At 59.4% G+C, this 13,306-nt stretch carries 12 protein-coding genes and 4 pseudogenes; 5 read left to right on the forward strand and 11 right to left on the reverse strand.

Going from position 1 to position 13,306, the window contains the following annotated elements; genetic code table 11:
- Positions 1-236 precede the first annotated feature (236 nt).
- The 3 genes and pseudogenes from IEX64_RS23055 to IEX64_RS24670 all read left to right on the forward strand — a co-directional run bounded on the left by IEX64_RS23055 (position 237) and on the right by IEX64_RS24670 (position 2,091).
- A pseudogene (locus tag IEX64_RS23055) lies at positions 237-982 on the forward strand (IS5 family transposase).
- A 90-nt stretch (positions 983-1,072) separates the two neighbouring features.
- Positions 1,073-1,600, forward strand: a complete 528-nt coding sequence (locus tag IEX64_RS24665; protein ID WP_268238477.1) for an IS110 family RNA-guided transposase — start codon at positions 1,073-1,075, stop codon at positions 1,598-1,600.
- Positions 1,507-2,091, forward strand: coding sequence for an IS110 family RNA-guided transposase (locus tag IEX64_RS24670; protein ID WP_260047909.1), 585 nt, complete (start codon positions 1,507-1,509; stop codon positions 2,089-2,091). Before IEX64_RS24665 ends, IEX64_RS24670 begins: the two co-directional genes overlap by 94 nt.
- A 240-nt stretch (positions 2,092-2,331) precedes the next feature.
- Here the strand turns inward: IEX64_RS24670 and IEX64_RS23065 are convergent.
- Positions 2,332-2,589, reverse strand: a pseudogene (locus tag IEX64_RS23065) (transposase); the annotation flags it as partial.
- Between IEX64_RS23065 and IEX64_RS24820 the strand changes: the two are divergent.
- Positions 2,555-2,755, forward strand: a pseudogene (locus tag IEX64_RS24820) (hypothetical protein); the annotation flags it as partial. The pseudogenes IEX64_RS23065 and IEX64_RS24820 overlap by 35 nt on opposite strands.
- A 60-nt stretch (positions 2,756-2,815) precedes the next feature.
- On the opposite strand, the gene IEX64_RS23070 reads toward IEX64_RS24820, so the two are convergent.
- The 8 genes from IEX64_RS23070 to IEX64_RS23105 form a co-directional block, all read right to left on the reverse strand.
- Positions 2,816-3,241, reverse strand: coding sequence for a BphX family protein (locus IEX64_RS23070; RefSeq protein ID WP_188823700.1), 426 nt, complete (start codon positions 3,239-3,241; stop codon positions 2,816-2,818).
- 10 nt (positions 3,242-3,251) lie between these two features.
- A complete protein-coding gene (locus tag IEX64_RS23075; protein ID WP_188823702.1) occupies positions 3,252-3,536 on the reverse strand; it encodes a DUF1330 domain-containing protein in 285 nt (94 codons plus the stop codon).
- Positions 3,537-3,579: 43 nt separating this feature from the next.
- On the reverse strand, positions 3,580-4,647 hold the full coding sequence (locus tag IEX64_RS23080) for a tartrate dehydrogenase (RefSeq protein WP_188823704.1): 1,068 nt from the start codon (positions 4,645-4,647) through the stop codon (positions 3,580-3,582).
- Between the two features lie 13 nt (positions 4,648-4,660).
- Positions 4,661-5,674 (reverse strand): ketopantoate reductase family protein, encoded by a 1,014-nt coding sequence (locus IEX64_RS23085; RefSeq protein WP_188823706.1) that lies wholly within the window; start codon positions 5,672-5,674, stop codon positions 4,661-4,663.
- A 25-nt stretch (positions 5,675-5,699) separates the two neighbouring features.
- Positions 5,700-6,662, reverse strand: coding sequence for a dihydrodipicolinate synthase family protein (locus tag IEX64_RS23090; RefSeq protein WP_188823708.1), 963 nt, complete (start codon positions 6,660-6,662; stop codon positions 5,700-5,702).
- 196 nt (positions 6,663-6,858) lie between these two features.
- A complete protein-coding gene (locus IEX64_RS23095; protein WP_188823710.1) occupies positions 6,859-7,956 on the reverse strand; it encodes an NAD(P)-dependent alcohol dehydrogenase in 1,098 nt (365 codons plus the stop codon).
- A 41-nt stretch (positions 7,957-7,997) separates the two neighbouring features.
- Positions 7,998-8,522 carry an aromatic-ring-hydroxylating dioxygenase subunit beta gene (locus tag IEX64_RS23100; protein ID WP_188823712.1) on the reverse strand — a complete coding sequence of 175 codons (525 nt, stop codon included), beginning with the start codon at positions 8,520-8,522 and terminating at the stop codon, positions 7,998-8,000.
- 25 nt (positions 8,523-8,547) lie between these two features.
- Complete coding sequence (locus IEX64_RS23105) at positions 8,548-9,927, reverse strand: aromatic ring-hydroxylating oxygenase subunit alpha (protein ID WP_188823715.1); 1,380 nt, start codon at positions 9,925-9,927, stop codon at positions 8,548-8,550.
- Between the two features lie 185 nt (positions 9,928-10,112).
- Between IEX64_RS23105 and IEX64_RS23110 the strand changes: the two are divergent.
- Positions 10,113-10,714, forward strand: a pseudogene (locus IEX64_RS23110) (IS5 family transposase); the annotation flags it as partial.
- A 74-nt stretch (positions 10,715-10,788) separates the two neighbouring features.
- On the opposite strand, the gene IEX64_RS23115 reads toward IEX64_RS23110, so the two are convergent.
- Positions 10,789-11,756 (reverse strand): IS630 family transposase gene (locus IEX64_RS23115; RefSeq protein ID WP_188823717.1). Its coding sequence is split into 2 segments (ribosomal slippage): positions 10,789-11,417 and positions 11,417-11,756, totalling 969 coding nucleotides; the frame shifts between segments, so codons are not numbered across the junction.
- 41 nt (positions 11,757-11,797) lie between these two features.
- A complete protein-coding gene (locus IEX64_RS23120) occupies positions 11,798-13,153 on the reverse strand; it encodes an IS701 family transposase (RefSeq protein WP_229710692.1) in 1,356 nt (451 codons plus the stop codon).
- Positions 13,154-13,306 lie beyond the last annotated feature (153 nt).

Raw genomic sequence — 13,306 nt, forward strand, 5'->3', positions numbered from 1 at the left:
CCTCAGTGCCGCTATTGAATCAATTCGTCATCGCCAGCGCAAGCGATTTAATGGGTCCTGAGCCTACTTCAGCTCGTGCGGATATGAACCGGAATGAACGAAAACCGCTCTAGCGCCGGGCGTCACCATTAGGTTTCGTGGACAAAGCTTGACTGGGGACTCGGTCGCTGATTCAAGGCTGGCTTTTGGAGGCAGCCTTGGGCGAGCGGATCGGCGTTACGGACGAAGAATGGGAAGTGATCGGGCCGCTGCTGCCGCCTGAGCACGGTCGTGGATGCCGCCCGGCGCAGGATAATCGCCCTTATTTCGAGGGCATGATGTGGATTGCGCGGACCGGCGCGCAATGGCGGCACCTGCCGGACGAGTATGGCAAGTGGAACAGCGTGTTCCGGCGCTATCGACGATGGGTCACGACCGGCGTGTTCGATGCCATGCTCGAGACGCTGGCCGAACTGGCGGGGCGCGACGCGGCCGCCGACATGATCGACAGCACGGTGGTCCGGGCACATCATTGTGCCGTCGGCATAAAAAGGGGACTCAGCAAACCGAGGCGCTTGGCCGATCGCGAGGCGGCTTCACGACGAAGCTCCACGCAAGGTGCGATGCCAGGGGCCTCCCCCTCGGCTTCGTGCTGACACCCGGACAGGCGCACGATGTGCAGGGCTTCGCCCCACTGTTCCGTATGATAACCGACCGGATCAAGGCCTTCCTGGCCGACCGGGGCTACGATGCCGATGCGATCCGCGAAGAGATCGAGGCGGCGGGTGTCGAGGCGGTGATCCCTGCCAAGGTCAACCGGCGCAATCCCGCCCCGCACGACCGCGCGAAATACAAATGGCGCAACCTGATCGAACGCCTGTTCAACAAACTCAAGAACTGGCGGCGCATCGCGACCCGCTACGATAAAACCAAAGAATCATACCTCGGCTTCGTAGCGCTCGTGTCAGTCAAACTCTGGATACCCTTTGTCCACGAAACCTAATGGGATGACCCGCCCTGTCCTTCCACTCAAAGTGGGGTGATCAAGAAGGAGGACGCAATGAGTATACGTAACAAGCCAAGAGATGCGGCCGTGTTCGGCATCGACATCGGCAAGACGGTCTTTCACGTCGTCGGTCTCGATGCCGAGCGCTCGCCGATCCAGAAAGCGACGTTCAGACGAGAGACGTTGCTGCAGTTCTTTGAACGCGCTTCGCCGGTGCTGGTCGGGATGGAAGCGTGTCCCGGCTCGCAGTGGCTGGCGCGCAAGCTCCAGGCGATGGGGCATACGGTGCGGATAGTGCCGGCACAGTTTGTGAAGCCCTTCGTGAAGTCGAACAAGAACGACATCATCGACGCGGAGGCCATCGCGGAAGCCGTGACGAGGCCTACGATGCGCTTCGTTGAGATCAGAACGCCCGAACAAATCGACCTGCAGGCGCTCCATCGCGTCCGCGACCGGATGATCGCCCATCGTACTCGACTGATCAGCAGATGCGCGCCTTCTGCCTGGAATATGGCATCGCGATCCACCAAGGTGCGGGCAAATTCAAGGCAGACATGCCACGTGTCCTGGCCGACGAAGGCAATGAACTCAGCCCTGCCATGCGCCATTTGCTGAATGAGGTGTTCGGTGAACTGGGTGATCTCGAACAGCGCATTGCGGCAATGAACCGCGAGATCGAAGCAATAGCCGCACGCAGCGACACGGCGCGTCGATTGATGACTGTGCCAGGCGTCGGCCCTTTGGCCTCCACGGCCTTGCTTGCTTCAGCAGGCAATGGTCGTCAGTTCCGTAAAGCTCGTGACTTGGCTGCATGGCTCGGCCTCGTCTCTCGGGAGTACTCGACCGGCGGCAAAACGAGGCTGCTCGGGATCAGCAAGCGCGGCAACGAGTACCTCCGGCGCATGATCATCCACGGAGCCCGATCCTGCGTGACGCATCTTGACCGAAGCAGGGACCGCCTGGGTCCGTGGCTTGATGGCCTGGAGAGCCGTATGCACAAGAACAAGGTCACTGTCGCATTGGCTGCCAAGATCGCCCGCATCCTGTGGGTCGTGCTGACCAAGCCGGGTGCCAGTTACGAGCGGAGGGATCCAGCCTTCGGCTGATCCAACGCGCTACAGACTGCGAGGTTCGTGAGCGTGATGACGAAACAGTTGACCAGCGTATCGTAAGCTCAGTCAAAAAAACGGGCCAACAGCCCGGAGCATTTATCCGAGAACGGTACGCGCGGATCTCATCAAGGCCTGGCCGCAACAGCGGTCCACTCGCGAGAGGCCGGATACATTTGTGCAGACTGGCACCGTCAACACCAAACGACCCTTGCATGGACAGGGCGGGTCATACATTTTTGCGCTGATCTCCTTGAGCATGGCATTGTCGAGCATCGAATCCGCCAGCAGCTTCTTGAGCCTGGCGTTTTCGTCCTAGAGCGTCCGCAGGCGCCGCGCCTCGGAAATCTCCAGCCCACCGAACTTCGACTTCCACTTGTAGAACGTGGCTGAGCTGATCCCATGGCGGCGGCACACGTCCGCCGTCGCCATCCCCGCCTCCTGCTCCTTCAAGATCGCAATGATCTGCTCTTCGTTGAACCTGCTGCGCCTCATTTTTGTCCGACTCCTTCGCGTCGGACTCTACCGAAAATTGGTCACATTTCAGGGGAGCACGTCAGCCGCTTTCGACCCGACGGCACCAGTTCGCTGCAGCGCGATCGAAGCGGGCAGACCGTCGGAACTCGTTCACCTCACCGGCGCGATTCCTCGGTTCGCCCGACAGACAGGGCTGCCTTGCCCTGCCGCAGACGATGTTATCGCTCGGTTGCGGGCCCATAGACTACGCCTTTACCGATCCGGCGGTTTCCCGCTCAACCGCGCTTACGGCAAACCAAGCGCCCGCGACAATCACTGCGTGAGCTGCCAAGGTCGTCAACCCGACCCACAAAGCCTCCCCGCTCCAGACAATGCTATAGATATCCCAGGCGGAGCCGACGAGTTCGGTCAGCACTATCACCGGAACCAGCGCCCGGTAGCGCAACGGATCGCGGGCACCCCACAACGCCACAAGGCCGATTGCCGCCAGTTGTAGGCCAACGATTAACCAGGCATCGAGCAGTAGTCCGAAAGACGGCGTCCCCTGCCCCAGCACGATCCCAGGGTAGATCAACGGCAGCGCCCCGCCGTAGACCGGAGGCCAGAGCAGCAGGAGATTGCAGAGATACCAGACCCCCACGGCGACCAGGAAAATGCGCAGAACCTTCATCGCGGCCTCCTCATGCGATCGCGTAGATATCCGACGTGGTGTAGGCGATCCGCGCATCCCTGTGCGGCGCATAGTCTGGATCGTTCATGAAGGCATCGATCGCTTCCATCGAGGGAAACCTGATCACGACAACATAGTCCGGCTCGGCTCCTTCGCCCTCGTAACGGACGAATTGATGCGAGCGGCAGGCCATTTCCCCGCCGTGCCGACCGATCAGCGCCGGAACCGCGTCCATATAGCCTGCCACCCAGGCTTCGTCGTGCGACTTGATCGATCCGATGAAATAAGCAGCCATCACTCTGTTTCCTTTCGTCAGTCTGGGATCCCCAGCTTTCCTGCTATAGGCCTAGCAAAATGGTGCGGATTGCCTCTGCAAGTCCGGCTGTTGTCCCATTGCCGCCAAGATCGGGAGGCTTGGCGATATCGGGATCAGTGAGCGCAATTGCGAGCGCGCGCATCACCAGCGCGGCGGGCTCGGCTTCGCCGAGATGTTCCAGCATCATTGCACCCGACCAAATCTGGCCGATCGGATTGGCGATGCCCTGCCCGGCGATGTCAGGAGCAGACCCGTGGACCGGCTCGAACATCGAAGGGAACCGCCGTTCGGGGTTGAGGTTAGCAGAAGGCGCCACAGCGATGGTGCCAGTGATCCCCGGCCCCAGATCGGAAAGAATATCACCAAACAAGTTCGAACCAACCACCACATCGAAACGTTCTGGCGACATAACGAAGCGCGCGGCGAGAATATCGACATGATACTGGTCGGTCGCGACATCGGGATATTCGGTGCCAATTGCGGCAAAGCGTTCGTCCCAGAACGGCATCGAATGATAGAGACCATTCGACTTGGTGGCGGAGGTGACGTGCTTGCGGCCGAGCCGGCGCGCGAAATCGAAGGCATAGCGCAGGATCCGGTCGGTGCCGCGGCGGGTGAAGATTGCCTGCTGGAGGACGATTTCATCCTCGCCGGTCCCGGTCCGGCCGCCGACCTGCGAATATTCGCCTTCCGAGTTTTCGCGCACCACCCAGAAATTGATGTCGCCTGGAGCCTTGTCGCGCAAGGGCGAAGCGATGCCCGGTAGCAGCCGCACCGGACGCAGGTTGACGTACTGCTCGAACTCGCGCCGGATCGGCAGCAGTAACCCCCACAGCGATATATGATCAGGCACTCCCGGATAGCCGACCGCGCCGAGGAACACCGCATCATGATCACGCAATCGGTCTAGCCCATCATCGGGCATCATCTTGCCGGTTTCGAGGTAGGTCTGGCAGCTCCAGTCGAAGTGCCGGAAATCGACCGCGAAGCCGCACCTTTCGGCCGCGGTCGTCAGAACGTCAATCGCGGCCGGCACCACTTCGCGGCCAATTCCATCTCCCGGAATGCTGGCGATGGAATAACGCTTCATGGTCAAGCTCTCATCACAGATAGCTGTTCAAAGTCTTGAGCACCCGATAGGCGCTGAGAAAGGCTGGCGCAGAAACCTGCAGCTGCTCAGCTGCGGCCGCGAGCGGCCCCAGGACTTCGTCAACTTCCATCCGTCGGCCCGCCACCAGATCGTCATGCATCGAGGTGCGGACGGGACGGTTTTCCGGCTTGAACCTGGTGCCCATCGCCATGACACCGGCCACTGCCTCTTCAAAGCCTTCACGGTCAATCTCGACCAACCTGGATACCGGCGCGAAATAGTTCTGCGGTTCGTAGCCAAGCGCCTTGTAGATTGCCAACAGATCCTTGACGACGTGAACGTAGTGTTCAGCACCTTCACGCACCGCCACGCCATCCACGAAATCGAGCTTCGGTATGGCTCCCAGGGTGCTGACGCTCCAAGACGACGCGCTGCCGACCTGAACGATCTTTTCCCAATGGACATGGACTATGTCGGGGGTCGAGCGTGAACCCATTCCCGCCTGGTCGAGCGCTTCGGCCATGATCCGCGTGCGGTCGCTTTCCCCGCCCTCGAGCTCTCCGAAATAAGCGGTGACCGGAACCGCCATGTGATTGAGCGCCCGGCCTGGTTCCAGCAGGGTCGCCCCATCCATGATCGAACCTCCGATCACCTTGTCCTTGCCGAACGCGGCCTGGAGTTTGCCTTCCTTGCCCACGCCGTTTTGCAAGGTCAGCGCGCAAGCGGTGCGATCGACCAACACCTGCGCATCGGCCAGCGCCTGATCGGTACCCTTGGCCTTGGTCAGCAGGATGTAATAGTCGATGTCGCCTTCAACCTCCTCGGGCGTTTCGACCGCGAAGAGGTTTTCGCGCTGGACGAATTGCGCCCGCACGCCCCAAATACTCAGGCCATCCCGATGGATAGCCTCGACATGCGGCTTGCGCGCGATCATCGTGACCTTGTGCCCGCCGCGCGCCAAGAAGCCGCCGATGACCGAGCCCAGTCCGCCGGCGCCATGGAAGCAGAAATGCAATTGCTTGGACATATCCACGACTCCCGTTGCACTTAGCTCAAGCGATACCCAATTCGACGAGCTTGGCCCGGATTTCATCCTTCTTTTGCGGAGTCACATCGGCCACCGGAGGGAGTATCGGACCAGCCTTGAGGCCGATCGCCTCGTACCAAGCCTTCACGTTGGCGAGTGCGCTGGCATAGGTCGCGGTGCGGGCAATATCCCACAGGAAGTTGTCGTGATAGAATTCGCGGACATCGCTGAGCTGACCGGAAACGGCACGCGCTTCCTCCCATTTCCCTTCATGCGCCAAGCGGATGTATTCCTTGGCGAAATGGCGCTTCTTACCGTACAGAATGTACGATAATTCACCCCAGCAAACCGTGCCGCCAAGACGCAGATCGTCGAGGAAGAAGTATTCGAATGGCTCCATCGTGTTGAAGCCTTCGGGCATCAGTTGGCGGATCTTGATGGTTTCGGCACGGTTCATGGCGCCTTGTTTGACGCCGATCACGGTATCGATATCGGCCAAACGGCGCATCAAGTCCCAGCTCAGCACGGTGCCCGAGACCGGGGTCCGGTAGAGGCAGACGGCCAGATCAGTGTGGTCGGTCAGGAACTTGAACCAGGAATAAATTTCGTCGTCGCGCTTGAGCTGTACAACAGGGTTGATCACCTCAGCCCCGCTAAACCCGAGTTTCTTGACGAAATCCATTTTCTCAATCGCGGTATAGACGCTTGGATCGAGCACGATGGTCCACAGATCGAGCCGCCCAGCATTCGCCTCAGCGACAATCTCGTGATAGCGAAACCAGTCTGACGGGGAGATATTCCAGCATTCGGCGATGAACCCACCGACAGCCAAGCCATCTACGCCCATTTCGACATATTTATCAATGTTGTTGCGGATGCCTTCTACATCCAACTTGTAGTCTGCAGTCATTGGGGTGACCGGGCACTGGTAGAAGCCCCTTATCGTCTTCGTAGCCCAAGCTTTAGCGTCCTTACGATCATATTCCATTTGGGGTACTCCTCATCTCGATTTGGATCAGAATTTCAGCTTGCATCGCCGTTCATGAAGGCGCCAGCGCCGGCTGCCCGATGCCTTTCTCGCAATCGGCACCCGGAAAGGCGATGCGCTGACACAGTCCGGTTCCCGAGGCTCAGTGCAGGTCCAAGACGGCTCAACCCGATTGGATCGCCGCCCCAGAAGCGATCTACATCTTGAGAATGGCCTTGATCGCCTTTCCGGTCTTTTCGGTATCCTCGACAGCCTGGTTGATCTGGTCGAGATCATAGAATGTACAGAGCTTCTCGAACGGGAACAACCCGGCCTTCTGCATCGCAATCAGTTGCGGGATGAAGACCTGCGGGGTACTCGATCCTTCGACTACGCCGCGCAATTTGCGGCCAAACAGCATGTTGTTCATGTCCAGCGAAAATTCGGTGCCCAGCTTCGCTCCGCCGACCACTGCGGTTTCACCCATGTTGTGCGTGCTGTCCACCGCCGAGCGCAGCACCGCTGGAATGGCGGTGGTATCCATGGCATAATCGGTGCCGCCACCGGTCATCGCGATGATCGTTTCCTGAGCGTTGACTGTGTTGGCGTCGATCACAGCGGTGGCGCCCAGTTCACGCGCCAGTTCCAAGCGGCCTGCGTTGCGGTCAACCGCGATGATCTTGAGGCAGCCCGAGGCCTTGGCGGCCATCACTGCGCTGAGGCCGACCGACCCGACCCCGAAGATCGCGATCGAGGAGCCAGGTTCGGGACAAAGCGCATTGAGGATGCTGCCCGCCCCGGTCTGGATGCCGCAGCCCAGTGGGCCCAAAAGTTCGATCTGTGCGTCGTCGGCAACCTTGACGCAGTTGTTTTCCGACGCGATCGAATAGGTCGCGAACGAGGATTGCCCGAAGAAGCAGGCGTTGACCTCTTGGCCCTTGCGGGTAATCGGCGTCGAACCATCCAGGCGGCGGCCCATGAAATTGAGCGGGAACAGGCTCGGACAATAGGCCTGATGCCCCTTGAGGCACGACGGACAGGTGCCGCAATAGCTGAAGGAGAGCACGACCTTGTCACCTGGCTTGACAGTGGTCACGCCGCGTCCGACCTTTTCGACAACGCCCGAACCTTCATGGCCCAGCACCGCCGGCAGCGGCGTCGGGTAATATTGATCGCGAACTGTCAGGTCGGTATGACACATGCCAGCTGCGGCAACCTTGACCAGCACTTCGCCGTCGCGCGGATCCTCGATAGAGACGTTATCCAGAACGAATTCGCCGCCCTGTCGCTCGATTATTGCCGCGTATGCTTCCATTTTTGCTCTCCCGTTTCCGATTTCCAGTTGATCGAATTTGTTTATACGAAGAAATAGAGATTCTTGTCTTGCACGACGCGCGCGTCGATATTCAGCTTCCTGCTGAATACCTTGAAGCCGCTGTCAGTTTTCCGCAGCTTGTCTTCGCGTCCCAACGTGTGCACGTAAACTTCGCTCTGTCGGCGATTGCGGTGCACCAGAACATTGGAAAAAACCTCGAATTCATCCGGTGCAATTTCGAATGCTTCGACATTGGTGACGAAATAGCGGATCCGTGACGGCGGGTCTTCCATCCATACCTGACCCGTCAGCAACCGGTCGACCCGCTGCTGCAGCTCGGCATAGTCATCGTTGTAGATTGCGGCATCCCCCGGCGTTGGATCCGGGCGTCGGTCACGTGAGAACCGCTGTTCGTAAACTGGCATCCAGTAATGGATATCTTCGGCGATTACAGTATCGAACCATTTGCGATATTGCTGGTTTTGCAACATCCGCACCTCGGCGGAATAGTGACTGACGATGGCATGATGCAGTTCCATGCCTACGGGCTTGCGTGTTTCGGTCATCTTGCGGTCCAGATTGCTGTCGGGATTAGTCTTGCGGCTCGGCTTGCTTCGCCGACAGACGATCAGGCCAGAAATTACGGTTGGTCCACATTGCATCCCAGGTATCGTCATTGGCCCGGATAGCGGCCCAATCCGGCGCATCGAGCATTTCTTGCCAGAAACGATAAAAGCCCCGATACGAGGTTTCGCCGATGAAGCTGACCCCGACAATTCCTGGATAGACGGGGTGCGGCCCTTCGCGGTCCTTGCCCATGCTCGAATTCATCCGCCCCTTGCGGGTGATGATACCGTTGTTGCTGTAGGTTGCCGAGGACATGTTTTCGCCATCGTCGCTTTCCAGTGTCCCAGCAGTGCCAAACGAGCGAATCGCTTCGCGCTGGATCGACCGCTTCGTTTCGGTGTCGGCGTTCTTCGGCACCATGGTATAGGTCCAGACCTCGATTTCATGCGGCCCGCGTGGATGCCAGATCTTGAAGGTGTTGGTTCCATAGAGGAACGAACAGTTGGGAAAAATGGACGCATTCCAGTGACCGACATAGAGCCGTTCACGCTCAGGCCCGAATTTCTCACGAATTTCGCCCCGCGTCTCCTCGAGATAGTTGACGTAGCCGTCGCGCTTGACGTGGATCGCAGTCGCCGCATTATCGATTACGCCAAACCCGTGGCCATGCCGCATAGTGAATTGCAGGCCAAGGTCGTCGAACGGCATGTCTGCGCGATTTCCTGACAGGCCAGCCAACTCCCCCCCGATCATCTGCAGAGCGGCGGCATGGGTCCATCCCACGTGATAGCCGTCACCGACGAAGTTTTCGGTGGGAACCTTCCAGTTGCAAGCCAGTGTGCTCTTAAGAGGTGGCCCGAGCAGTTCCATCCCACCTTCCGGGCCACCCCAAATCGTATCGAGGTACCAGCAGAAGTCCCCCAGATAGTCCTCAAGCGAGGGCGCTTCGGGATCATGGCAGCCGAAGATGAAGCCCTTATAAGTTTCGACCCGGATCGGCGCGAGCCCCAGCTTGGATTTGTCGAGATCGCTGTGATAACACCGCTCTTCCATCGGAACATCGACGAGCGAACCATCCTGACCGAAAACCCAACCATGATAATTACATACAAATGCCTTGGCGCTGCCGCTGTCAGCATGACAGATCTGGTTGCCGCGGTGAGTGCAGGAATTGATGAACGCCTTCAGCGAACCGTCAGACTGCCGCGACAAGATGACCCGGTCTTCTGCCATGTAAGTCGTAATGAAGTCGCCCGGTTTGGGAACTAATGAATCATGCCCCAGCATGAGCCAGCAGCGCGAGAAAATGCGCTCCAGCTCCAGCTGATAGACATCTTGATCCCAGAACACCCGGCGAGACTGACTTGCACCGGCGTTATCGACCAGTGTCGACGATCCATTCATCGCATCGCTCCCATGCCTTTTGGTACGAATGCCGCATAGTCGACTCGCGCTATACATGCAATACGATGCACCATATGCAAAGCCTACCGTTGACACAATGACGAGCTTCAATCCTCATCCAGTTTGTCGCGCTACACTCGACCACATAATCCCGCACGATGTCGCGCAGCCCATCCGCGTCCCAGCCCCCCCCCACCTGCTACAACCGCTTCGTGCGATGGCGGAAAGCGGGCGTTTGGGATCGGATGATGGACGCCATCGCCGCTACGCATGAAGGCGACATCCAAATGATCGACAGCACTTCCGTCCGGGCGCACCAACAGGCTGCGACGGCAAAAAGGGGGATCGAGATCATTGTCTCGGTCGTTCCCGAGGTGGCCTCACGACCAAAATCCACGCGGTTGTCGATGGGCAAGGCCTCCCGATCCGGCTGAGCCTGACCGCTGGGCAAAGCCATGATGGCCAAACTGCCGACGAACTGCTCGACCATGTTGGGGCTGGAACAATCGTACTGGCGGATAAGGCTTACGATGTCGATAGCATCCGCGCGTCTCTCCGAGAAAAGGGGGCGTTCGCCAATATCCCACCCAAGGCCAACCGGAGATCGAAACCGTACTTCAGCACATGGCTGTACCGCCAGCGGAACCTGATTGAGCGCTTCTTCTCCAAGCTCAAGCACTTCCGCCGCGTCGCGACCCGCTACGACAAGTTGGCGGAGAACTTCCTTGCCATGGTGCAACTGGCGTCGATGCGTCTGTGGCTCCGCGTTTATGAGTCTACGGCCTAATGTGCAACTGTAATGCTAGCACTACTTTGGCAGAAGTTGATTGGGAGGTTTGGTGAGGCTAGAGCGGTTTTCGTTCATTCCGGTTCATATCCGCACGAGCTGAAGTAGTTGGCGCATTCGTCTGGCTGGAAGATGTCGATGAGCTTGCCGATCAGGCCCCACAGGCCGCTGACGGTTCGCTCACCCGCCTTTCGGAGCATGGCCTTGAGCCGGGAGAACGCCTTCTCGATCGGATTGAAGTCCGGGCTGTAGGGCGGAAGGAAGCGCAGGGTTGCGCCGGCTGCTTCGATCCGCTCACGCACCGATGCGCGCTTGTGGCTCGACAGATTGTCCATGATCACGGCATCGCCAGGTCGAAGCTCGGGTATGAGAACTTGCGTCGCGTGAGCGGATCGAAGCAGCACATAGGCCTCGAACCAGTCGCCGTTGATCGGACCATCGAGCACCATTGGCGCAACCATTCCGCTCATGCGCAGCCCGGCGACCAGTGTGGTGGTTTTGCGGTGACCATGCGGGAAGCCCATCCGCAGACGCTCGCCCCTGGCGCAGCGACCGTGGCTGCGGGTCATGTTTGTGGCAGTCCACGTCTCGTCGATGAACACGAGGCGCTCCGGTTCCAGATCGAGCTGGCCGTTGAACCACTGCCGCCTCTGCTTCAGGACATCGGGACGGTCCTGCTCGATCGCGTGCCCGGTCTTTTTTTACGCGTGATCCCGTGGCGCTGGAAGAAGCGGTGCACCGTGCCGATCCCGACCGACGTGCCGCGCTCCATCAGCCGCGCCTGGACCTCGACTAGGGTAATGTCACCCTGCTCAGCAATCAACTCCCGGATGAAGCCGCCATGCGCCTCGATCTTGCCCGAATGCCGGTCACCGCCGCGCGGTTTTGCAACTGCCTGACCAAGCTCAAGTGCCCGTTGCCGCCAGCGGATCGCGCTCGATGCGCTGACCTCAAAATGCATCGCAGCCGCACGGCAGCTCATGCCCCCATCAATCGCAGCATTAACTCTGTCTCGAAGGTCCTGTGAAAGCGTTCGTGCCATCCAAGCTGGCCTCCTGCCACCAGCAGGTAGCGTGAATCACATCAGCGCAGCAATGGGAATCCCCGTTGAGTCAGATCGTGTGGAAACCGCTCTAAATCCGCAATGAGGACAATGATCCGGGGTTGCGCGAGACAGGCGTTCAATGATCGCCCGGCGAACTGCCGGCAAGGTGGGGTTGGGGAGGCGGGCCGAGGACTCTTTTTTTTCCGCCCCGCCAGAGCAAGCCTTCGGGACTGCAGGAAGGCGTAGGCCATCATTATCAAGGCATGGCGGTGAAGTCCGGTCCAGGATCGTCCTTCGAGGTGGTCCAGGCCAAGTTCTCCCTTGAGTTGCTGATGCGCTTGTTCGCAGACCCAGCGGGCCTTGATCGCTCCGGCGAGAGCTTTGATCGGGGTGTCTCCGGGCAGATTGGCGAGATAGTATTTTCGCTCGCCATTCGAGCGACGCTCGCCCACCGGCCAGGCTTCCTCACCGGGCATGTGCTGAGCCCCGGCAGAGTCGATCCGCTGGGGTGCTCCATCGGCAATGCGCACGCTCATGACCGCAAAGCGGGCCGTCAGCCGACACTTGGTGCCCTTGCGCCAGCCGACCTCTCGCCACTTCGCGCCTTCGAGCATCGCGTGCGCGGCCATGGATTTGACGTCTGGCACATGCCGCATCCGACGGCGACCGCGCCCGGCGTTAGGGTAGCTCAATTGCACGTCCGCGGGATAGACTCTCTGGTGCCGGGGGATGCCCACGGCCCAGCGAAGGTCGCGCTCACTCAGTGCCTGCCGGAAGGGGGCGAACAGCCCATAGCCGGCATCTGCCAAGACGCAGCCGAAGCGTAACCCGGCCGCGATAACACGATCAATCTCCTCAATCGCGATCTCTGGCTTAGTGCGGTATTCCTGCAAAGGCATAGGCGCACCCGCCTTTTGCATTCGCGCCACATCGCTTGTCCAGCTTTCCGGCAGGGACAGCCGCAAGCTCAGCATGAGTGGAACTTCGCCCGAGGCCAGTGTCACCGACACCATCGTCTGGCAGTTGGCATTCTTGCCCAGCGCCGTGGCATAGTGCGGCGCGACGCCAACCGAAGCCTTACCCTTCTTAGGCAGGGCGGTGTCGTCGACGATCAACCAGGATCCATCACCACCAACCAATTCATCGGCCTGCTTCCACAAGGTCGCTTCCATTGGGGCACTGTCCCATAGGCCAGCCCCGATGAAATGATGAAGCCGATCGTAGGGGATCGCATTCGAACGGGCTGCCATGGGTTGGATGCTCTTACGATCGCCGGGGCCGATCAGGCCAGCGATATAGGCCGGGCACATCCGACGGCGCGTCTTGTTACCCAGCGCTTCCAGATAAGGCGTGAGCCAACGCTCAAGATCCGCCTCCTGCCAGTCCTCGTCCATCGCCAGCCTCCGTCAAAGCTGGCTCCCCATCAATCACGCGATCAGCGACATGGGCATCCCAAAAATCACACTTCCGCCAAAGTAGTGCTAGGCTGTAGTGACATTTTAGGGATTCACGGGTGCGAGGATTTGTGATTCAACACTGGCTTTTGG

The organism is Novosphingobium indicum, assembly GCF_014645195.1.
GTDB classification, from domain to species: Bacteria; Pseudomonadota; Alphaproteobacteria; order Sphingomonadales; family Sphingomonadaceae; genus Novosphingobium; species Novosphingobium indicum.